Raw genomic sequence first — 20,116 nt, 5'->3', positions numbered from 1 at the left:
ATGAAAAATCTCGCCTCAAAGGGGCAGTCGGACCGGTCGGCTCTCGTCGGTTAGTTAGTAAGAGAGTAGTCACGGAAGAATTCAGGCTAGGATTTCAGTACAGTAAAGACGGATGCCAGCAGTCCTAGCAGACATATAAATAAAAGCATAGCAGAGGAGAACGCAGTAATAGACTCGTTCGATATGCATTACTCCTTTCCGCTCAAGCTCAAGCACTCAGGTCGGCATCTTGACGATCCTCATGACAAGAGGACCGGGCCTTCCGGGTATCGTTCATGCAAACAACAGCGCCCTGTTGTTTCCAGTCTCTTCAGTGAGAAAACGCCCCGGAGTATTTTTTATGGTATATAAATGAGGCTGACCTCCATAAAAATCAGAGTTTTTGCTTTTTCAGCAGCAACAAAGGGAGAGTGACCTCGGGAGATGAGAGCTTAGTCCGAGAGATCCCTGCTGAGAGCAATGACCGTTTATAACCACTCCTTTGCTTTTGCTTTGGGGAAATATATAGTGAGGGCAGCAGCTGAGATTACTCATACTCCAGGTATTTGCTCGAAAAGATAAAATACAACAGGCTGAACTGCTTGTACTTCTGAGTATGTTCCTGATATATGTATCAAAGAAGCAGCTGTCTTCTGTCACCACACTCTACCTCCGACATAGCCATACTCATGGACAGAAATAAACGAAGGAACTCCCGTTACCCGAGGCTAGGGGTGGTCTAATCGACGATTGCAAAGAAGAGAAGAAAGGAGCAGATCGATGGTTACCATGATCTCCCTGATCGGTGAACAGCCATTACCTAATTTTCTGGCGATTCTACATTATCAGCCTAATCAAGTCCTCTGCTTGTACTCAAAGATAACGAAGGGGCATTTTGATAGACTCCAAAGCACTGTCCAAAATCATCAGCACCTGTCTGTCTCCATCAGAGGTATCGATGTAGATCCATATAATATGGTCAATATCATAGATAACCTCAAAAGAGAGCTGTATCAACAAAAACTGGTCAGTCAAGATCTTATCTTTAACCTAACGGGGGGAACCAAAATTATGTCGCTGGCCGCCTACCAGGTGGCCCAGGAATGGAAGGCTCCTATGCTTTACCTCCAGAGCGAACAGAAGCAAGCCACGATTATGCTCTATCAGTGGAAGGATAACGAGCCTCAGCAGATAGATCAGCAAGAAATTTATTCAGAGCATCTCACATTAAAAGATATATTAGATTTACACCTTGGGACAGGCGCCTGGTATCAAAATACAAAAAAACGCAGTGACGCAGGGGCCCGTTTTGAGCAGACACTGGCTGATCTCTTGAGAGCCGACGGCTACGAAATCCTCCAAAACGTTCGCTCTTCCGACGGGCAGGAGGAAATTGATATCGTAGTGCGCTTTCAGAACCGCTACGGTGCAATCGAAGCAAAATGCAAACGCTCTACACCTCATAATATCGAAGCGATCAAGCAGCTCGTCACCAGTACCAAGCAGCTCGGTAGCTATGTACAGCGCTTCTACATCCTGACTGTCCCTTTGCCAAAGGAGCAGCGAGAACTAGTTGAGCGCCTCAAGATTCGGACGATTATACTAGAGTCCTACAAGGATGGACAGTTGGCTACAGAAGATCGTCAGAAATTCCTCAGCGATATTGCTCAAGTGCTACGCTGAGGCTGGGGTAGCATTTACTCCCTATTGTACTCTTCTATCTCGATAGAGATGGGACGACACAAGCCCTTGATGGAGGAGTGACCATCGTGATTATTTTAAACTTTGCTCACCCGCTGACAGAAGAGCAGCAGCGTCAGATCGCAGAGCATCTTATTGAGCCGATCAACGAGATCCGTTTTATTCCCGTCCGCATTGACGAGACAAAGGAGCTTGCCCCTCAGATAGTTTCGATCGCAGACCGAGCCAATCTGACTTCAGAAGAGTGGCAGACGCTCCCTATCCTGATCAATCCTCCGGGCTATTCCCCAGTGGCTGCAGCCCTTCTAGCTGAACTTCACGGGCGGATGGGTCACTTTCCCTCAATCATTCGTCTGCGCCCCCGCCATCACGGAGCCACCGACTATGAAGTAGCAGAAATTCTCAACCTTCAACGACTACGTGATCATGCGCGCCAGCGTCGCTTGTCCACGAGTCACTAGGCTTTTGACGATCCTTTTGATCTCAAGATCATACGAGCAAGGAGAGCATTGCATTCAAAGAATCCGGTCTCTCTCGCCGACTCAACTTGCACACTCATACACAATGTGATGTTAGCATGCCCATCCTTTCCTGCCTGTAGGGTATACTCTTTAAAGAGAGGTCGAACTTGCTTCCTATTCTAGTGTTAGCGACCGCCTGCCTTGCCGGCCTGGTGGAGTCGACAGGCGGCGACTGTCTCAGCAGCGCTGCACACCAACCTGAATGGAGAGGGCAGCTCACATGAACGAAGGCACATCAGAATCAGGCCAGTATCCTCAACCACAAGATCATCACTATCGCAGCGTCCGACGTATTTACCGTCCACCGGCGATCGAAAATAAGACGGTGACCTGCAGCACCTGCGGAGCCATCTTTGCACCCTCGCACTTGCACCCAGAGCTACGCCTGGCCAGCCCAGCCGTGCTTGAGGCGGCCCTGATGAGCATGTCTCACTTCTGTTTCCGCTGCCGCCGCGCTGCCTGCCCGGAATGCTGGGACTATGTGCACCGTATTTGCGGAGCTTGCGTCTCTGAGCTTGGCCTGCCTTTCCGCCGTGAGGTGCCTCCTCTGGAAGGTGCCCTCTTCGCTCCCACCCCGTCAGCACCTGCTTCTACCTCCATCTCCACATCACCCTCCGCGTGCACCTGCCAAGTCAGTAACTTGGACCCATCTCCCAATCCGCTGCTCACCTGCGTCCAGGCCGGTCGCTTTCGCGCTCTCAGCTCCCCTTCTTCGTTCATCGCAGCTATTGAAACGGTCGAAATGCAGAGCGTGCTCCTTCCACCAAGTTCAAGCCCAAGCACGCCTGCAACGCATCCTTCTCCCGCTATCACCCCAGCAAATAGCGGAGCGCCCTCCCCCAGCGCCGCCCCCCCCCTCTTACCCGCTTCGCCTTCACCAGCTCCCCCAACCATCCAGCAACTAGCAGCCGCTTCTAGCGCCTCCTCACCGTCACAAGCTGCCTCTCAGGCCAAGCAGAGTCCCGACCAAACCCCGTCCGGCCCTGCCGCGGCTGCCAAAGAAGCCCACCAACCAGGCACGAGAGCTATCCCTCTCTGGCTCTCTCTGCCCTTGCTAACTCTCCTCACCCTCGCACTGGCAGCAATCCTTTTCGCCGAACTCTCACCATCTTTTAATGCCCTGCTGCTGAGAGCAATCCACATAGATATCCGTGAGGCTATTAATCTCTTCCTCCAGTGGGTACAATGGTTTCATTAAACGGGAAACCGCCAGCACCAGCCAAAGAGGGAGAGCGCAAGCCCAATCTCTCTTTCTTCCTCTCACCTCGCTGGTCGGTTTCTTACCAAGGTGCGCTATTGTTGTTATATATAGATATATGTGTACGAGAGGACCATGAGCAAATGGGACAGTGCATCCTCGTCGATGGTTACAACGTGATCCGACGCAATCCTCAGTTTCGCGCCGCTTTGAGCCGGAGCCTAGAAAGCGCCCGCGAGCAGCTCATTACTCAACTTGTCCATCGCTATCGTCATACCCCCTACCACGTTACAGTCGTCTTTGATGGCACAGGCAAGTATGAGCAACACCTCTATGAGCGCCGCATCCATATCATTTACTCGCGGCATGGCGAAAAGGCTGACCAAGTCATTGCTCGCTTGGCCCGCGAGGCTCGCGCCTCCGGACATGAAGTCCAGCTTTTCAGCGACGATAGCGAAGTGCGTCAGTCAGTCACTCGGCAGGGTGGCCTGGCCACTTCCACACAAGGTCTGGCTGCAACCTTGAATGCCCCTCCACGCCAACTGGCCCAGCGCTTCGCTCATCAGATACGTATGCGCGCCCTTTATGGACTTGATCCCGCCTTCAAGCTAGAAGACTACGAGGACGCGCCCGCTCTTTCCAAACAGCATCTATCTCAGCATCGCCGGCGACGAGGCGCGCAGAAAAAAAGAAAACGCTACTGAAGCAGTCTCCTGTCTGCCTTGTCGGCCTCAATGGCGAGACAGCCCGGCTGCTTCAGTAGCACCAGGGTCCATTCTACCCCGGCCAAGCTTTCCCAGCACGGCAACCGCCACAATCCGGTTAGCTGACTGACTGGCTGCTCTGTCAGCTCACCTCTGCGGCAGACAAGCCAAGGTCAGACCGTACTTCTAGCAGGTCATGATACCACGGCTCGCTTGCTGGACTAACGCGACGTCTCAGGGACACGCTCACATGCCTCGTTTTTTGCAGCTTTTCCCACTAGAGTCGCTTCGCGCCGCACCGGTGGCGGCAGTTGCGGCTTGCGACCAAAACGGGTGCGCAGCACAAAGAGAAAGCCCTCCAGGATAATGGCTTTCGACATCTTTGATTGGCCTACACGCCGATCTTCAAAGACAATCGGCGTCTCAACGATGCGAAAACCCTGACGCCAGACCCGATAGACTAGCTCAACCTGGAAGGCATAGCCCCGCGAGCGAATCGAGTCGAGATCGATGCTTTCGAGAACCTCCCGCCGGTAACAGCGATAGCCGGCAGTACAGTCGTGTACCGGCAGAGCTAGCAGGGTACGGGCGAAAATATTGCCACCACCGCTGATCAAGCGCCGCAAGAAGGGCCAATTAGGCGTAGCCCCCCCCTTGATGTAGCGAGAGCCTATGACGAGATCGGCCTCTTCGATCAGGCGCAGAAAATCAGGCAAATAGCGCGGATCATGTGAAAAATCCGCGTCCATCTCGAAAGCGGCATCGTAACCCTGCTCCAGGGCATACTTGAAGCCAGCGATGTAGGCAGTGCCCAGGCCAAGTTTCCCTGGACGATGCATGACATGCACCCGCGCATCCTCTCTGGCCAGCTCCTCGGCTAGCTCTCCCGTGCCATCTGGCGAATGATCATCCACAATGAGCACGTCTGTCGTCGGCGCATAGCGAAAGATCTCCCTGAGAAGGGGGCGCAGGTTCTCTTTTTCGTTGTAGGTAGGAATGATGATCAGGGTTTTCATCATGGGTCGCTCACTCTCCGTTGCTTAGAGGTGCCGATGCTCGGGATAGTCTGTAGCTTCCATCGGCTTCAGACTGCTCTGTCCCCGAATCCACAATTGTTGAGAAATACATCTTTCCTTCCTCATAAGGCTCAGGCGCAAAAAGTTTTTTATATTGAGTAAGACGCAAGAAAAGAAATGCGATAACACCGAGCGCCAGGCCAAACCACAGTGTACAGAAACGAATCAAGAGTGTTGCGGCACCACCAATTACAGCGGAAGGGGAGACTAATAGGCGAATCAGCCCGAGCAAGCTACCATCGGCAGTACCTAGTCCTCCTGGTAGACCAGAGGCCGACCCCACCAGTGAAGAGACCGCCAAAATAAAGGTGGCCTTGAGCAAGAGGTCAGGCGAGGCTAGCACCCCCAGGCCGAGAAAGACAAAATAGAGCGCCAGGCACTCCCCTGACCAGGAGAGAAAGCCGATAGCGATCGCCAGCAGGAGAGGGCGCCAGCGCAACAACGTATAGGCACTCTCATAGAAAGCACGCAGGGGCTGCGCCAGACGCGAGAGCACAGGAAGCCGCTCGCCGGCAGCAAGTACCCTTAATGAAAGCGAGCGGTGCTGGATCAGCAAAATAACGGCTAAGCCCACCACAAGAAGGATGAGTAAGATTTCCCAGCCAAAGCGGTAGAAAACCAGCCCCGTAGCTGCCAACAAGAGCATCGCCAGCCCATCTGAGAGGCGCTCGGCCATAATGATCGGAGCCGTCCGGCTGATCGGTTCTCCCGTCGAACGCTTGAGGAGATATGATTTCAGTAGCTCCCCCACCTTCCCCGGCGTAATAGCCATCGACAAGCCCGAGAGGAAGATGAGAAAACTAGTCAGACGCGGCAGACGAATTTGCAAACGTTGGAGGTAATATTGCCACTTGAAAAAGCGGAAGCAATAATTAAAGAGCGTCAGTGAGAGAATCAAAGGCAGGAAGGACCAGCGGAAACTCGCAAGCGCCACCAGCATGCGTGGAAAGTCTGCATAGAGACCAATAGCCACGAGGACAACAAAGGCCAGCGCCAGCGAAAACGCTATGCCCGTGCGCACAGTCCGAAACCGGCTCGCAGTCATCATAGGCCGATGATCCTCCTCAAGCGATTACTAAGACGGGAGCACATAGAGCACCACAAAGATCACGGCAGCACAGAGAACAACCGTCGCCAGAGTGTGACGGTCACGCAACAGTACTTCCTCGGGGCTGCCCCCTTCCATGCGCATATAGACCAGGTACAAATAACGGAAAAGCCCATAAAGCACTAGAGGAATGGTCACCATGAGATGATGGTCCCCCGTCGGCCCCTGAAAGGTATAAAGACTGTAGGCCATGACCGTCGCTGCAGCGGTAATCGTGATCATCTGGTCCAACAGGGGAAGATTGTACTCCTTCAGGATCTGTCGATGAGTACTGGCCTCGCCTTGCAGTAACACCAGCTCGTGCCGCCGTTTGTTGAGAGCCAGAAAGAGCGAGAGCAAAATAGTGACAAGGTAGAGCCAGGGGGAAATCACCACCGAGATTACAACAGCTCCCGCCAAAATACGCAATAGGAAACCGCTGGCGATAATGAAAACGTCTAATAGAACGACGTGCTTAAGCCGCACACTGTAGAGAACCATCAGGACTACATAGGTCGCTAGTACAAGAGCAAAGAGCAGATCGCCCCCACCCAAGGAGCTGTAAGGCAGATGCTGACCACCCAGCGGAATAGCGAAAATAGCCAGGGTGAGCAGCGCCGCCCCGCCCAGGAGACAGCCCATTGCCACCACAGCCCATGAGATCGGCAAACGGCCCGAGGCCAGAGGTCGATTACGTTTGCGGGGATGACGCCGGTCGTTCTCCAGATCAAGCAGATCGTTCAACAAATAGATAAAACTAGAAACAAGGCAGAATGCTATAAAAGCTAGTAAAGTGTGGATCAGCGGGGCAACTTCCAAGAGACGTTTGGCAAAGAGAATGCCAACAAAGACAGCCAGATTCTTGGTCCATTGGCGCGGACGCAGGGCCTGGAACATTGCCCCAAGGCGGGCTTTGAAGGTCATGGTCCCTCCCATCGCCGCTACCTTCCTCCCCACTTCGCCGCTGACCAAAGTCATGCTTTGCTCGACCGGCTGCGATTGCTCCTTTTGATCGGTCAACGCTTCGTTCAATGGTCAAACGCTCCCTTCGCTGCCTTCAAACTGCACAATCCTTCAACAAGCAAGAGTCTTGCAGGGCGACTACCCTGACCTTTGTGTGAAGACGAGCAGCGAGGAAAGGGAGTAACAGATCTGGCCGGAAGTCCGGCTTCGACCTCGGCCCCGTCCTGCGCCCGTCTCCCGATCAGCACCCGGCCCACAAAAAGGCTCTCCCCCATTAGCTCCTGCAGGCAGGGCGAGTCAATGTCAGCCATGACTGCCGACGAAAGGAGCGGTCTCAGACCAAAGCGGACATCGGATGACCGGCAACTTGCCAGGCCAGGCGGCCAGCGCGCTGCGCTCTGCTAGCTAATAAATGCGCTCCTTCAGCTCCGCTGGGCGTCGGAGCGTGATTCGATGATGGTCGGTCGAGATGTAGCCCTTGCCGGAGAAAAAGCCTAGCACCTTGTTGACGCTCTCACGGGAGGCTCCCACCATCGAGGCCAGATCCTGCTGGGTCAGCCGGATGTCAATCCGTATCCCGTCCTCCGTGGGCACCCCATGCAGCTCGGCCAGCTCCAACAGTTTCTTGGCCACTCGCCCATAGACGTCAAGGAAGATGAGGTCCTCGATCATCTTGTCGGTGTTGCGCAGCCTCCGCGAGAGGGCTTCCAGCATATGAATGGCGATCCGCGGATTCTTGAGCAGAACACGGTGAAAGTCATCGCGCAGCAGCGTATAGCACTCAACACGCTCCATCGCTACAGCATCCGCTGAGCGCGGCAGGCCATCAAGCAAGGCGAACTCCCCAAAATACTCGCCTTTGCCAAAGATCACCAGGGCAATCTCCTGGCCATCTGGACTGTTGATGACTATCTTGACTTTCCCTTCCTTGATGATGTAGAGTACCTGGCCCGGATCATCACGGTGAAAGATGACTTCGCCAGGGCGAAAGGTCCGCTTTTTGGCGACCGCCATTAATTCACGGAGGTCCTCGTCGGGGAGTTCAGCAAAGCTCGATACTTGCTTTAAATAAAGCATTTCATCTGTCGACATAGACTAGTCCCCTCCTGGCCGCAGGCAGCGGGCGGAACAGGCAACGGCCATCCTCAAATGAGCAAGCAAGTAGTCGCGCGCGTCAAGAGCGAGTGAGTCAGCCAGCCAGCCAGCTCTGCCCTCCCAGCACCGGTACAGGAGCTGCCCCCCTTTCCCTCCAACCAGGCGACCGGTGCACCAGCCAGCCGGCCGGACAGGCAGACAGACAGACAGGTCAACGAGGCAAGCTCGGCTGGATTCCTCGCGGCCATGATAACATACTGTCTTTTGCCACGCAATGTTAGAATATGGCCCCCCTTCCTCAGCGCCCCTCGCTCGCAGGGCTTCCTCTCACCTATCTCCCTCTCAGACCCGGCCAGCCAGGCGCCCCTTCCCTGGCTCAGGGCAGAACATAGCCAGAGCCAGCTTCCCTGTGCTATAATACTTAGTGCACAAGTCGGAATTAAGTGCGAGAGCCACTTTCCGAAACCGACATGGGCATCAGAGAGAAAGACCAACGCTGGCCTGCCTCTGTCCACCTGGAGTGGGCAGGTCGGCGAGAGGACGGGGTATCAGCTGATATGGCGGAGCTTATTACTGCCGATATGGTTATTCATGATGTGGTAACCAGGCACCCGGAGACCGTGAAGGTCTTCCACGGGTACGGGTTGCCCTGTACGGCCTGCGCGGTCGGGTCCCGTGAGAGCATCGCTGGGGGGGCGCGCACCCACCGTCTGCCACCAGAGAAGCTGGACTTATTGCTCAAGGACCTCAATGCGGCCATCAAGGGCGAACCGATCTCGGTCGCTCCCAAAAAGGCGCCCGTTGGCCGGGGCATTCCTCTGACAATGGCTTCTGGTCCGGGGCGCAAGATCAAGCATGTGATCGCCGTCATGAGCGGCAAAGGGGGTGTTGGGAAATCGCTGGTGACTGGGCTGTTGGCGGTATCTTTGCGGCGTCAGGGCCATCGCGTTGGTGTGCTTGATGCCGACATCACCGGGCCTAGCATGGCGCGTATGTTCGGCTTGAGCGCCAAGCCAACGATGCTGGCCGACAACCGCATTCGTCCTGTTGAGAGCCGTGGCGGCATCAAGGTCATTTCAATGAACATGTTCCTGGGGGAGGAGAGCGATCCGGTCATCTGGCGCGGGCCAATGGTAGCCAAGGCGATCCAGCAATTTTATAGCGACGTCGACTGGGATGTGCTTGACTTCCTGCTGGTAGACCTGCCGCCCGGCACCTCGGATGCTCCCTTGACAGTCATGCAGGCCGTGGTCCCCGATGGGGTAGTTATCGTCTCTTCGCCTCAGTTGCTGGCCACGATGGTGGTCAAAAAGTGCATTAACATGGTTCGGCACCTGAAGGGCACGATCATCGGCGTGGTCGAGAATATGGCCTACTTTGAGACGCCCTCGGGTGAACGCTACGAGATCTTCGGTCCCAGCCAGGGCGCCGAGCTGGTCGCCATCACCGGCGCGCCGCTGCTGGCACAACTGCCGATCGATCCCCAGGTCGCCGCCCTCTGCGACGCAGGTCGCATTGAAGAGTATGAGTCGTCGGCCTATCAACTGCTGGCCGAGAACTTCTTGAATACGCTCAAGATCAAGCGCTAAGCCAGGCCCTGCTCAGCAGCTAGCAGCTTTACTTGTTGCGCGCCTGCCGATCGCCTTCCGGCGATCAGTTGGTGAGCCAGGCCTCCTCTGCTCCACGCCTGTGACGCTTCCGCTGGGCCCGCAGTCTCCAGTCAGGGGAGCAGGGGACAAGGAGGGGAGACAGCCGGGCCCAGCGGGCGCAGGAGCGGCAAGCTCAGCAGGCAAGGATGCCAGAGGCTGTGCTCCCTCACCAGAAGAGCCTGCCTGACAGTCCCCTTTCTTCTGAGCTGAGCTGGTTCTCTTGCCACACCGGGCTAAGCCGAGGCTCTCCGGCTGCGCAGCCCAGGGCAGCAGCGCAGCGCAGCCAGGGAGGGGTCCTAAATGCGACGTGGGAAGGAACCGAGGACCTTGCAAAAGGTCGTGTGCTGGGCCAGGTCCGCCAGGGCGCTGCGCACAGGCGGATCATCGCGATGTCCCTCGAAGTCTAGATAGAAGACGTACTCCCAGACACGCTGACGCGAGGGACGCGACTCGAGCTTGAGAAGGTTGATACCCCGCTCGGCAAGGACTCCCAGGCAGCGATAAAGCGCTCCCGGCTGGTGCGGCGTCGCCATGACGATCATGGTCTTGGCAGGCCCCTCTCGCCGCGGCACCGGATCGCGCCCAAGAGCGATGAAGCGCGTGTGGTTGTCCTTGATGGTTTGAATCCCTTCGGCCAGAATCTGCAGACCATACAGCTCGGCGGCCGCGGCCCCGGCAACAGCCGCCACTCCTTGCAGATTCTGCTCGCGGATCATCTTGGCGCTGCCGGCAGTATCGTAGCTGGCAACGACTTCCACCCCCAGCTCGCGTAGAAAAGCCTCGCTTTGGGCCAGGGCCTGGGGATGAGAGATCACGCGCCTGATATCGCTGAGCTGCTGGCCAGGCAGACAGAGCAGGCAGTGGTTGACCGGCAGGCTGATCTCTCCAATAACGAAGAGGTCATGCTGGCGCAGGAGATCATAGACTTCATTGATGCTGCCAGCCTGCGAATTTTCTACGGGAACCAGACCATAGTCGACGGCCCCCGAGGCCACGGCGTGAAAGACGTCCGCGAAGCTGCGGTAGGGCTGTGGCTCGCTGGCCGGGCCAAAGTAAGCCCGAACGGCTTCATCTCCAAAGGCGCCGCGCTCCCCCTGAAAAGCCACACGAACAGCTCCCTCTCTGCCGCCGGCCTCCACCGATCTTTGCTGACCTTCTTCCACAATCGCCCCTGCTGCCGGCGGAGGGGCTGGCTCCTCCAATGGTGAACGGTCCTGCTGATGCCCTAGCGATTGTACCATTTAACGATATCTGCTCCTCACATCGATAGTTGGTCTTGATTGTCCCAAGTCCCGTTTCGACTGTCAAGAGGAAAGCTTGCTGCCGAACTGGCCAGCCTCGGCCAGCAAGTCCCAGGAGACAAGAGAACAGCTTGCTCCCTCACTCGGACAGGCTCTCTTCTGTCCAGAGCAGCGCGGGAGCTTCTCTGCCAGGCGGCCACGGCCTCCCTCCCTTCTCCCTCGCCCCTGTCCTGGTCCTGACGCTGCTCTATTCAGGGAAAAAGACGCGCTCGTTGGTGACCGGATGAATAAGATGGTCAAAGGCCATCCAGAAGCTTTTGGTGTGCCGGTAGAAGAGCAGAGGGAAGATGACAGGCATGGTCATGCCCCAGATGAGGAGTGGGACAAAGGGGACGCTGGTGTTAACCGCCAGCGGGATGGTGATCGCCGTAATGAGTAGCTCGCTCAGCACCAGGTTGACGGCCATAGCCCCGGTATAGTAGCCCGGCTCCCGCTCGTACTCGAAATTGCAGGCAGGACAACGCTCGTAGGTCTTGAAGAATCCGCAGTAGAGCTTGCCCTCACCACAAACGGGACAGCGCAGCAATAAGGCTCGGATGAATAGTACTCGTGCTCGTTTCCATGTCATTGGCTCAACACCTTCTCAGGCGAAGAGGCGCACTCACAGCCGCCGCTACCTTGCTCCGCCACCTCGGAGGGGAAAGGCCAGAACTGCTCGCCTGAGCTGAGCAGGGGCGGACGGGAGCGCCAGCGAGCCGCACCCGGCAGAGTCAGCAGAGAGGAAAACCACCCGCCGGCGAGCAGATCCCCGCTTGAACCGAGCAGGCCCAACCCACTCCGCTCAGCCTGCCCCATGCCGGCCCAAGCTGAGGGCCAGACGAGCTGTTCGCTCTGAGTGCGTGCGCTCCCCGCCGCCAGTACTCCTACTGCTGAATGGTGTAGTGACTCTTGTGGTAGTACACCATTCCCTTGCCGATCACCTTCACCGGCTGCAGCTCCTTGAGCATGATCGGCTCACCGCACTTGGCACAAATGCGGCTGGTCAGATGGTTGATCTCTTCACGATTCGCCAACGAGGCGCGCGCCGTCTTGGACAGCTCACCTTTGCGTGGCATGGTCTCTAACCCCCTTTCATCTCATGATGGCTGACCGATCTACTGTATCAGCAGTCATAGCTTGCCTGCTGTTCGGTTTCTGAACACGGACGCCCGTTTGCCTGCCCGCCAGCTCCATCTCGCCCACCCTGGCACGGCATCGCTCCCCGCGGGCAGAATGCTTTCCGGCACAGAAGAAAAGGGCAATTGACCCTCCTCCTGCCTTCGCTACAGTATACCATAGGACGATGCGGGCTGTCTAATGAGTCATCGCTGGGGGGAGGCCAGGTCATTGGCTCCCGCTCCGCTGTGCAGGGCGGTAAGGGCCTGACAGACGAGGTCTGCAGCCTGCTCGAAGGAGAAGAGGCCGGTATTGATAAGCAAGTGGTAGAGGCCCGGCTGTTGGCCGTCGCTGCCATAGTAGCGGCGCAGATAGGCGCCATAGTCATAGTCACGCTGCTCGATCAGCTCGCGCGCCCGACGCTGGTCAACCCGTAAGGCGTTCATGACGCGCTCCAGGCGCTGCGCCAGGGGAGCAAAGATGGCCACGTGAAGGGTACGCGGGGCGTGCTGCAGCAGAAATTGTGAGCCGCGTCCGACAATGACGACGTTCCCTTGCGTGGCCATCTCCAAAATGACCTTTTGGGTCAGATGGAGATAGGCGACCTCGTCGCGTTGCTGCAAGGAACGACCGGTCTGGCCAAGTAAACCGGCATAGTTGAGGGTGAACGGTTGGCTGGCGCGCACGGCCTCCAGGATCTGGGCAGCAACGCCGGCTGTATACTCATCGAGACGCCTGGCCTCGCGCATGTCCACGCCCAGTCGACGGGCTACCTCGGTAATAATCTGACGATCTAGATAGCGCAGCCCTGTCCGACGGGCCACCAGACGCCCCACCTCGCTGCCTCCGCTACCAAGCTGACGGGTAATGGTAATTACCACCGTTCCCTGTGGCGGTATCCCCGATGGCAGTTCCGCGCTCCAGGCCCGTTCCTCCAGAAGACGTGTGGCACCACCTTTCTCGGCCGCACCCGCAGAGCGCTTGCTTTCTTCTTCCGCCGCTCGTATGCCGAGCGACTCCTCGTTTTCACCGCTCATGTTCTGGCTCCTCGGCTCCCTGGCCGCTCCGACTCACTGACCGCTGCTCCTCTCCTGAGCAGACATCTGCCGGTGGGCAGAGAGTACCAGCGCGAGCGTGGCGCGCCTGCGTTTCTCTGCCACCTCTCTTCTTGCTCTTCATGGTATACCGAGAAGAGCGATAGCTGCAAGCACTCCGCCCCACACGGCGTTTCCTCCACTCGCTATCCGCCCACAGGAGGCCGCCGGGTAGAAGCTGGCTTTGTCCAGGACAGCCGGCCCGCAGGGCCGATCTCCACCAGCCTGTCCCTCGCTGTGCTCGCTTGCCGAGGCCGGCTCTTTTCTTCTAAGATAGTAAATAAACAGCAAAGCGCAAGCATCTGTGCATCTGTGCTTCCTACATCTTACACATACTCTGTAGAATTTCTATTCCTTTGCCAGGAGACCCATGCGCACGCTCAACCTGCATCAGCTCGCAACCTTTCAGGTGGTCGCCAAGCATTGTAGCTTTGTTCGCGCTGCCGAGGAGCTGCACTTCAGTCAGCCTGCTGTCTCTGCTCAGATTCGCCAGCTCGAGGAGAGCCTGGGTGTCAAGCTTTTCGATCAGATCGGACGAAAAACTCATTTGACACAAGCGGGCGAGGAACTCTATCTCTACAGTCAGAAGATCTTCTCGGTCATCGATGAGGCGCTAGAGGTTATCGAGTCGCTGCGCAGCCCTCACTATGGGCGGCTCAGTGTAGCCGGGGACACCACCGTTGGCTCCTACGTCATTCCACGTCTGCTCGGGAAGTTTCATCAGATGTATCCCGAGGTAGAGATCACGTTAAACGTGCTGAATCGCGCTGCGGTCGTGGAGGCCCTGGCTAACAATCGGATCGACATCGCCGTAGTCGGGCGCGTTCCCGATGACATTCCGGTAGTGATCGAGCCTTTTGCCTTTAACGAGTTGGTCTTAGTGGCCGCTCCAACCCATCGCCTCGCCGGGCGCAGCAAGGTGCCCTTCGAGGAGGTGACGCGCGAGACCTTTTTGCTGCGCGAGGCTGGCTCGGGGACGCGCGCAGCCCTGGAGGGCCTGTTTCAGGAGGCCGGCGTTCCTCTGAAGGTAGCCATGCAGGTCGGCAATAATAGCGCTATCAAGCAGGGCGTGGCCGCCGGCCTGGGAATCGCTCTCATCTCGCGGGTCGCCATCGATATGGAGCTGGAGACGGGCCGCCTGGTCATCCTCGATGTTGAGGGCTTCCCGATTATTCGCCAGTGGCGCATCGTCCACCTGAAGGATAAGAATCTGTCCGCCACGGCGCGCGCCTTTAAGCTCTTCCTTTTGCAGCACGCCGATAAGCGGCTACGCAAGCAGGAACCTCCTCGCTCCTAGTGCCGACCACTCTCAGCCTGTCGGAGTGGACGGGCGTCCGCCTGGCCTGGCACAGGAGCAATTCTCGTGTTGCAATCGAGTGCAAGCAAGCAAGTAAAGGAGACCCAGCGATGGAGACGCCATTACGCGGCGATGAGGAGCGGCGTTTGCTGGTTGCCGAGGTCAGGCGCTTTGTGGAGCGCGCGGTGCTACCGGTTGCTCGGCAGCTAGAACATGAGGATCGCTATCCCAGCGAGCTGATTGAAGAGCTGCGCCGCCTCGGCCTGTTCGCCGCGACGATTCCTGAGAGCTATGGCGGCCTGGGACTGGACCTGCTGACCTACGTCCAGCTCATCGAGGAGCTGGCCCGCGGCTGGATGAGCCTGGCTGGGGTGGTTAATACGCACATCCTGGTCGCCGCCATGATCGCTCAGTATGGCACTGAAGAGCAGCGCCAGCGCTTTCTGCCAGCGCTGGCGGAGGGCAGGCGCCGGGGCGCCCTCTGTCTCTCGGAGGCGGAGGCCGGCAGCGATGTCCAGGCCATTCGCATGACGGCGCTGCGCGAGGGTGACGACTACGTGCTCACTGGGGCCAAGCTGTGGGTGACGAATGGGGTCCACGCCGGCATCTTGGCAGTCCTGGCGCGCACCGATCCTCAGGCTCAGCCGCCTTATCGCGGGATGAGCCTCTTTCTGGTCGAGAGGGAGAGGCCGGGCCTGCAGGTGGGTCGCACCTTTGACAAGCTGGGCTATAAGGGGGTGGATACCGCCGAGCTGGTCTTTGAGGGGGTGCGTGTACCAGCGGCCAACCTGCTCGGCGGCGTCGAGGGCCAGGGCTTCAAACAGGCTATGAGTGGCCTCGAGATCGGACGCCTCAATGTCGCTGCTCGAGCTGTGGGTCTGGCGCGCGCTGCCTTCGAGGAGGCGATTCGCTACGCCCAGCAGCGCCGTACCTTCGGTCGCCCTATCGCAGAACATCAGGCTATCCAGCTCAAGCTCGCCGATATGTATACGGAGATCACAGCCGCCCGGCTGCTGCTCCACGAGGCGGCTCGCAAGAAGGATGCTGGCGGACGCTGCGATCTCGAAACAGGGATGGCAAAGCTGTTCGCCACCGAGATGTGTCAGCGCGTGACCCTTGAGGCCCTGCGCATCCATGGCGGTTTCGGCTACGTTAAGGAGTTCAACGTTGAACGCTATTATCGCGATGCCCCCTTTATGCTGATCGGCGAGGGGACAAGCGAGATCCAACGCCTGATCATCGCCCGCCAGCTCCTGCAGCGCTATCCGCTCGACGGACCGCAGTCCTGACCAGACCAGGCCAGGTTAGAGAGTGCACGGAAGGAGAGCTGTACTATGCAATTCGGTCGTTGCTACGAGGATTTCGAGGTCGGGGATGTCTATAAGCATTGGCCAGGGCGGACGATTACCGAGTACGATGACATGCTCTTTTGCATGCTGACCATGAACCATAATCCCCTGCACATCGACGCCAACTATGCCGCACACACCCAGCATAAGCAGCGCCTGGTCGTGGGCGCTCTGGTCTTCAGCATCGTGCTCGGCATGTCCGTGCCCGATGTGAGCGGGAAGGCGATCGCCAATCTTGAGTTTGAGGAAGTGAAGCATCTGGCCCCGACCTTTCATGGTGACACCATTTATGCGGAGTCGCGCGTGCTGGAGAAACGGCTTTCAACCAGTAAGCCGGATCGGGGCATCGTGACCGTTGAGACGCTTGCCTACAACCAGCGTGGGGAAAAGGTGCTTTCCTACCGGAGGCGCGTGCTGGTACCTACACGGGCTTTAGATGAGGAGCTGCAGCGCCAGATCCGTGAGAAGATCGAGCGAGGACGCGACGGCACCAGTCTCTAGATAAAAGTTCCTCTCTCCTGACTCCTGAGTGGAGGGAACAAGCAGACCTGCCTCCCTCTGGAAGCAGCAAGCTGCAGGCAGGCAGGGCAGGCACGGCCCACGGCGCCTGGAGGGCTGGCTCTGGGCCGCTGCCTGCCCTGCCGGTTGATCGTTGGCAGGCTAGAGGCCCAGTAGCTCGGCGCGGGCAAGAAGCTGGCGCGCATTGCGTACGACGGCCACGTCGATCATGCGGCCTTCGACTTCGATGGCTCCCTGGCCTTTGCGCTGGGCCTCCTCATAGAGGGCCACCAGCCGACGGGCCTGAGCCACCTGCTCGGGCGTGGGCGAGAAGATCTCGTTGGCGATGGGGATCTGATCGGGATGAATGGCCCATTTGCCGCTGAAGCCCAGGACGCTCGCCCGAAGGCACTCGCGCCGATAGCCATCGGGATTACGAATGTCGATGTAGGGACCATCGACGGCTTCGATGCCCGCTGCCCGAGCCGCAATGACTATCTTGTTGCGCGCATAGTGCCAGAGATCACCAGGGTAGGTCTCCAGGTCGTTGCCAATGTACTTGAGATCGATACCCTGGGAGGCCGCGTAGTCGGCAGGACCAAAGATCAGGGCCTCCAGACGTGCGCTGGCCCGAGCGATCTTCTCGACATTGATCAAAGCCTCTGTCTCCTCGATCAGGACTTCCAGCCCAATAGGTCGCGTTAGCCTGCAGCGCTTCTCGATCTGAGTCAGCAAGCGATCAACCCACCAGACATCGCGGGCCCGTCTGACTTTCGGCACGATCAGCAGGTCAAGTTGCTGGCCGGCCTCTTCGACCAACGCTGTAATGTCGCGATAGGCGTGCTCACTTTCAAGATCGTTGATGCGCACTGCACGGGTCTTGTTCCCCCAGTCAAGCGAGCGCAGGGCCTCGATAGCCCGGGCTCGCGCCTGGTCTTTTTCGGCTGGGGAGACCGAGTCTTCGAGATCTAACATGACCAGATCGGCCTGGCTGGCCGCTGCCTTTTGCAGCATACGTGCATTGCTGGCGGGGGTCGATAGTTCGCTGCGTCTGAGGCGCACCGTGCTCATGATGGCTCTATCCTCTCCTTTGTCACCTGCTGTCGAGAAAGCAGCCGGTCCAACTGGGGCAAGACAGGAGCTTCTCCAATCACCTCTCTATCATACCATCCCCTATTCTCAACCAGATGGACCTGTATGACCGCACTGGTCCGGACCACAAGCGGCCTCTCTCGGGCAAGCCTTCCCAGGCGGAGCACAGAGAGCATCGAGAGGCCAGCGCCCGACGAAAGAGCACAGCGCGAGGAGGGAAGGGGAGCGAGAGCAGCGGTCGACCGGACAGATAGCGCACCAGACCCGAGGAGCAGTCGGGCCCAGGCCGCCCTGACTGACCCACGGGCAACCAGGCAGGGTGATAGGGGGGACAGAGAGAAGCAGACTTTGGTCAGACAAGGCAAGCAGCGCCCGTCCAGCGCCGCAGGAAGGCGGAGAGCCTGCCCAGGCAACCTACCAGAGGACCTGGCCGATAGCGCAAGGACCCCAGACGACGCAGATCCAGAGCCTCCAGCTCTTCTACCAGGGCGAACGCCGAAGGATAGCGCAGCTCAGGATCAAGCGCTAAAGCCCGCAGGAGAATATCTTCAATGGCCAGCGGGAGATGAACATTCAGCAAATGCGGCGGTACCAGCGCCAGGCCCTCGGGCACGGGCAATGGCTCCAGAGGATCAGGGACCTCGGCCCCCATCTCTTCACATTCGAGGATCTCGGCCAACTGGCGATGAGTGGCGGTGATAGGAGCGTAGTGGGTGCAAAGCAGATAGAGTAGCGCCCCCAGAGAATAAACGTCGGAGCGCTCGTCACACTGACCCGAGAAGACCTCGGGAGCCACGAACGGATTGGCCGCTGAAGGAGAAGGCGGGGGAAAGAGCTGGCGATACTGCTCAACGGCAAGCTGCGGTGTCCCAACGGTCGCTTGCCAGAAGACCGGCGGCGGCGGCCAGGAGACGAGGAGCGTCGGCGACCAGGGGGCCCGCCCTTCCGCATCGATCAGAACGGTGGCCGGATCAAGGTCTCCCAGGACACAGCCCAGGCGATGCAGACGCGCCACCAGACGGGCGAGCTGGATGCTCCACGAGAGGGCAAGCTCCAGGTCGAGCCAGGCCGGCCAGCGACCATCGGCAAGGAGCAGATCGGCCAGCGTCATGACCTCTAGCTCGCGCGCCTGCCGCAGACCAACGAGCTGCTGGACAAGATAGTGTCGCTCTCCCTCGACTCGCAGGCGATCGCCCGCCTCGGGCAGGCGCGGCGAGGCCAATAACGTAAAGGAGGCAAATTCTTCGTAGGCCGCCCGCTCAATCTGCATGCGCTCACGCGGGCCAAGTCCTCCTAGCAGCAGCTCGCGCACCGCCACTAGCGGCTCCGGCTCCTCGCTATATTGGATGCGCTCCCGCCTCCCAGTCAGTCGCCTGGCAAGGTAGAGATGAACACGCGGACGCTCATGCAGCAGGCGGATCAGACGATAGCGCCCGCCGAGGATGATCGAGCCTTCCGGCAGCGCCGCTCCGCGCAACTCCCGCTCCTCCACATCCCACGCGCTCCCTTTCGTCTGCGCTTCATTCATGAGCAGAGTATCTACCTTTCTTCTAATTATATCCTTTTTACTGTATATGACGGATATCCAGGAAGAGCTTAACTCACCAGACTGATAGGTAGCAGTGCTACCTTTATATCATTATACTTTCCGTAAGCGTGTAGCGCCTGAGATCCCTCCAATCAGCCCAGTCCGCTTTCTCGATGAGGGAAGGGTGGCAAGGGGTATAAGATACGCTTGTCCGATTTCTCGATAAGACTGGCTTCAAGGGCGGGTTGACTTTTCGACCTTTATTGCGTACGATTATAACATGCCAGTCAGCACTGTGCGTGTCGGTTGCCCAGTCCAGCAACAGTACAGACAGAGAGACACGCCAGTCCGACCTGGTCGGGCCAGGCGCGTGCAAGGGTGCACGCGAGGACGGTCGCGGCCAGCTCAACAGTGAGCAAGCGAGCCAGCCGCTGAGGTGCGTGCTTTTCATCCACTGCCTCATGCTTGTGGGCTGGCTCTTGCTATCGGAGGAGGCGGGCCGTCCCAATCATGCCAGTCGTCAGGTCTTCCATCCAACCGTCTCCCAACGCGCTGCGGGGATCGTACCACCTGTTTCAAAGGAGTGACGGCTTATGGTTACCCGTACCGAGAAGAGACGCTGGCCTCTTCTCCTGCTCATCATCCCCTTCGTCGCTACCCTGCTACCTTTTCTCTACAACTTCTATCAGCCGGAGTTCATCGGCATTCCTTTCTTCTACTGGTACCAGTTGCTCTGGACCATTCTCGGCGCGCTGGTCACCGCCGTTGTTTACTGGTTGAAAGCCTGAGCCAGCAACGCAAGCGGCCTTGAGAACAGCGTTGTTCGAGCAGCAGCGCAACGGATTGCCGCATTGCACCGCAATGCAATGCCTGCCGAGAAAGGAAAGAC

General features: G+C 58.0%; 16 protein-coding genes and 2 pseudogenes. 8 read left to right on the top strand and 10 right to left on the bottom strand.

The genetic code is table 11. The features are described from left to right. Positions 1 to 759 precede the first annotated feature (759 nt). From ACFMO7_RS08095 to ACFMO7_RS08085, 3 genes are all read left to right on the top strand, one after another. On the top strand, positions 760 to 1,662 hold the full coding sequence (locus ACFMO7_RS08095; protein ID WP_376795014.1) for a restriction endonuclease: 903 nt from the start codon (positions 760 to 762) through the stop codon (positions 1,660 to 1,662). Between the two features lie 86 nt (positions 1,663 to 1,748). After that, a complete protein-coding gene (gene csx15 / locus ACFMO7_RS08090; RefSeq protein ID WP_376795013.1) occupies positions 1,749 to 2,141 on the top strand; it encodes a CRISPR-associated protein Csx15 in 393 nt (130 codons plus the stop codon). Between the two features lie 1,401 nt (positions 2,142 to 3,542). Next, positions 3,543 to 4,103 (top strand): NYN domain-containing protein, encoded by a 561-nt coding sequence (locus ACFMO7_RS08085; RefSeq protein ID WP_297165409.1) that lies wholly within the window; start codon positions 3,543 to 3,545, stop codon positions 4,101 to 4,103. A 221-nt stretch (positions 4,104 to 4,324) separates the two neighbouring features. Here ACFMO7_RS08085 and ACFMO7_RS08080 read toward each other — a convergent pair whose 3' ends face one another. The 4 genes from ACFMO7_RS08080 to ACFMO7_RS08065 all read right to left on the bottom strand — a co-directional run bounded on the left by ACFMO7_RS08080 (position 4,325) and on the right by ACFMO7_RS08065 (position 8,321). Beyond that, positions 4,325 to 5,122, bottom strand: a complete 798-nt coding sequence (locus tag ACFMO7_RS08080) for a polyprenol monophosphomannose synthase (protein WP_297165411.1) — start codon at positions 5,120 to 5,122, stop codon at positions 4,325 to 4,327. Positions 5,123 to 5,129: 7 nt separating this feature from the next. Next, on the bottom strand, positions 5,130 to 6,227 hold the full coding sequence (locus ACFMO7_RS08075; RefSeq protein WP_297165414.1) for a lysylphosphatidylglycerol synthase transmembrane domain-containing protein: 1,098 nt from the start codon (positions 6,225 to 6,227) through the stop codon (positions 5,130 to 5,132). A 27-nt stretch (positions 6,228 to 6,254) separates the two neighbouring features. Beyond that, the gene (locus ACFMO7_RS08070) at positions 6,255 to 7,298 is read right to left on the bottom strand and encodes a decaprenyl-phosphate phosphoribosyltransferase (RefSeq protein WP_297165416.1); all 1,044 of its coding nucleotides are present in this window, start codon (positions 7,296 to 7,298) and stop codon (positions 6,255 to 6,257) included. A 336-nt stretch (positions 7,299 to 7,634) separates the two neighbouring features. Further along, positions 7,635 to 8,321 (bottom strand): Crp/Fnr family transcriptional regulator, encoded by a 687-nt coding sequence (locus ACFMO7_RS08065; RefSeq protein WP_376795012.1) that lies wholly within the window; start codon positions 8,319 to 8,321, stop codon positions 7,635 to 7,637. A 560-nt stretch (positions 8,322 to 8,881) separates the two neighbouring features. Here ACFMO7_RS08065 and ACFMO7_RS08060 point away from each other — a divergent pair. Next, entirely contained in the window at positions 8,882 to 9,913 is a 1,032-nt protein-coding gene (locus ACFMO7_RS08060; protein ID WP_376795011.1) for a P-loop NTPase, read from the top strand. 356 nt (positions 9,914 to 10,269) lie between these two features. Here ACFMO7_RS08060 and pheA read toward each other — a convergent pair whose 3' ends face one another. The 4 genes from pheA to ACFMO7_RS08040 form a co-directional block, all read right to left on the bottom strand. Continuing rightward, positions 10,270 to 11,214, bottom strand: a complete 945-nt coding sequence (gene pheA / locus ACFMO7_RS08055; RefSeq protein ID WP_376795010.1) for a prephenate dehydratase — start codon at positions 11,212 to 11,214, stop codon at positions 10,270 to 10,272. A gap of 247 nt (positions 11,215 to 11,461) precedes the next feature. Continuing rightward, the gene (locus ACFMO7_RS08050) at positions 11,462 to 11,842 is read right to left on the bottom strand and encodes a DUF983 domain-containing protein (protein ID WP_376795009.1); all 381 of its coding nucleotides are present in this window, start codon (positions 11,840 to 11,842) and stop codon (positions 11,462 to 11,464) included. A gap of 295 nt (positions 11,843 to 12,137) precedes the next feature. Further along, positions 12,138 to 12,329 (bottom strand): hypothetical protein, encoded by a 192-nt coding sequence (locus ACFMO7_RS08045; protein ID WP_376795008.1) that lies wholly within the window; start codon positions 12,327 to 12,329, stop codon positions 12,138 to 12,140. Positions 12,330 to 12,575: 246 nt separating this feature from the next. Continuing rightward, a complete protein-coding gene (locus ACFMO7_RS08040) occupies positions 12,576 to 13,406 on the bottom strand; it encodes an AAA family ATPase (RefSeq protein ID WP_376795007.1) in 831 nt (276 codons plus the stop codon). A gap of 427 nt (positions 13,407 to 13,833) precedes the next feature. On the opposite strand from ACFMO7_RS08040, the gene ACFMO7_RS08035 reads away from it, so the two are divergent. The 3 genes and pseudogenes from ACFMO7_RS08035 to ACFMO7_RS08025 all read left to right on the top strand — a co-directional run. Next, a complete protein-coding gene (locus tag ACFMO7_RS08035; RefSeq protein WP_376795006.1) occupies positions 13,834 to 14,760 on the top strand; it encodes a LysR substrate-binding domain-containing protein in 927 nt (308 codons plus the stop codon). Between the two features lie 110 nt (positions 14,761 to 14,870). Beyond that, positions 14,871 to 16,049, top strand: a complete 1,179-nt coding sequence (locus ACFMO7_RS08030; protein ID WP_376795005.1) for an acyl-CoA dehydrogenase family protein — start codon at positions 14,871 to 14,873, stop codon at positions 16,047 to 16,049. Positions 16,050 to 16,088: 39 nt separating this feature from the next. Further along, positions 16,089 to 16,610, top strand: a pseudogene (locus ACFMO7_RS08025) (MaoC family dehydratase); the annotation flags it as partial. 159 nt (positions 16,611 to 16,769) lie between these two features. On the opposite strand, the pseudogene ACFMO7_RS08020 reads toward ACFMO7_RS08025, so the two are convergent. Beyond that, positions 16,770 to 17,723 (bottom strand): annotated as a pseudogene (locus ACFMO7_RS08020) (HpcH/HpaI aldolase/citrate lyase family protein); the annotation flags it as partial. Positions 17,724 to 18,051: 328 nt separating this feature from the next. Further along, on the bottom strand, positions 18,052 to 19,227 hold the full coding sequence (locus ACFMO7_RS08015) for a hypothetical protein (protein WP_376795004.1): 1,176 nt from the start codon (positions 19,225 to 19,227) through the stop codon (positions 18,052 to 18,054). Between the two features lie 593 nt (positions 19,228 to 19,820). Between ACFMO7_RS08015 and ACFMO7_RS08010 the strand changes: the two genes are divergently transcribed. Further along, positions 19,821 to 20,015 carry a DUF3311 domain-containing protein gene (locus ACFMO7_RS08010; RefSeq protein ID WP_376795003.1) on the top strand — a complete coding sequence of 65 codons (195 nt, stop codon included), beginning with the start codon at positions 19,821 to 19,823 and terminating at the stop codon, positions 20,013 to 20,015. The last annotated feature ends 101 nt before the right edge of the window (positions 20,016 to 20,116 follow it).

Source organism: Thermogemmatispora sp., from assembly GCF_042408735.1.
In the GTDB taxonomy this organism is placed as follows: domain Bacteria; phylum Chloroflexota; class Ktedonobacteria; order Ktedonobacterales; family Ktedonobacteraceae; genus Thermogemmatispora.
This window is presented reverse-complemented; position numbering and strand designations above follow the sequence as displayed.

Coding starts and splice junctions, on each gene's coding strand:
- ACFMO7_RS08035 (WP_376795006.1), top strand. CDS start 13,834: ATGCGCACGCTCAACCTGCATCAGCTCGCAACCTTTCAGGTGGTCGCC.
- ACFMO7_RS08060 (WP_376795011.1), top strand. CDS start 8,882: ATGGCGGAGCTTATTACTGCCGATATGGTTATTCATGATGTGGTAACC.
- ACFMO7_RS08050 (WP_376795009.1), bottom strand. CDS start 11,842: ATGACATGGAAACGAGCACGAGTACTATTCATCCGAGCCTTATTGCTG.
- ACFMO7_RS08095 (WP_376795014.1), top strand. CDS start 760: ATGGTTACCATGATCTCCCTGATCGGTGAACAGCCATTACCTAATTTT.
- pheA (WP_376795010.1), bottom strand. CDS start 11,214: ATGGTACAATCGCTAGGGCATCAGCAGGACCGTTCACCATTGGAGGAG.
- ACFMO7_RS08045 (WP_376795008.1), bottom strand. CDS start 12,329: ATGCCACGCAAAGGTGAGCTGTCCAAGACGGCGCGCGCCTCGTTGGCG.
- ACFMO7_RS08030 (WP_376795005.1), top strand. CDS start 14,871: ATGGAGACGCCATTACGCGGCGATGAGGAGCGGCGTTTGCTGGTTGCC.
- ACFMO7_RS08065 (WP_376795012.1), bottom strand. CDS start 8,321: ATGTCGACAGATGAAATGCTTTATTTAAAGCAAGTATCGAGCTTTGCT.
- ACFMO7_RS08040 (WP_376795007.1), bottom strand. CDS start 13,406: ATGAGCGGTGAAAACGAGGAGTCGCTCGGCATACGAGCGGCGGAAGAA.
- ACFMO7_RS08080 (WP_297165411.1), bottom strand. CDS start 5,122: ATGATGAAAACCCTGATCATCATTCCTACCTACAACGAAAAAGAGAAC.
- ACFMO7_RS08015 (WP_376795004.1), bottom strand. CDS start 19,227: ATGAATGAAGCGCAGACGAAAGGGAGCGCGTGGGATGTGGAGGAGCGG.
- ACFMO7_RS08085 (WP_297165409.1), top strand. CDS start 3,543: ATGGGACAGTGCATCCTCGTCGATGGTTACAACGTGATCCGACGCAAT.
- ACFMO7_RS08010 (WP_376795003.1), top strand. CDS start 19,821: ATGGTTACCCGTACCGAGAAGAGACGCTGGCCTCTTCTCCTGCTCATC.
- ACFMO7_RS08075 (WP_297165414.1), bottom strand. CDS start 6,227: ATGATGACTGCGAGCCGGTTTCGGACTGTGCGCACGGGCATAGCGTTT.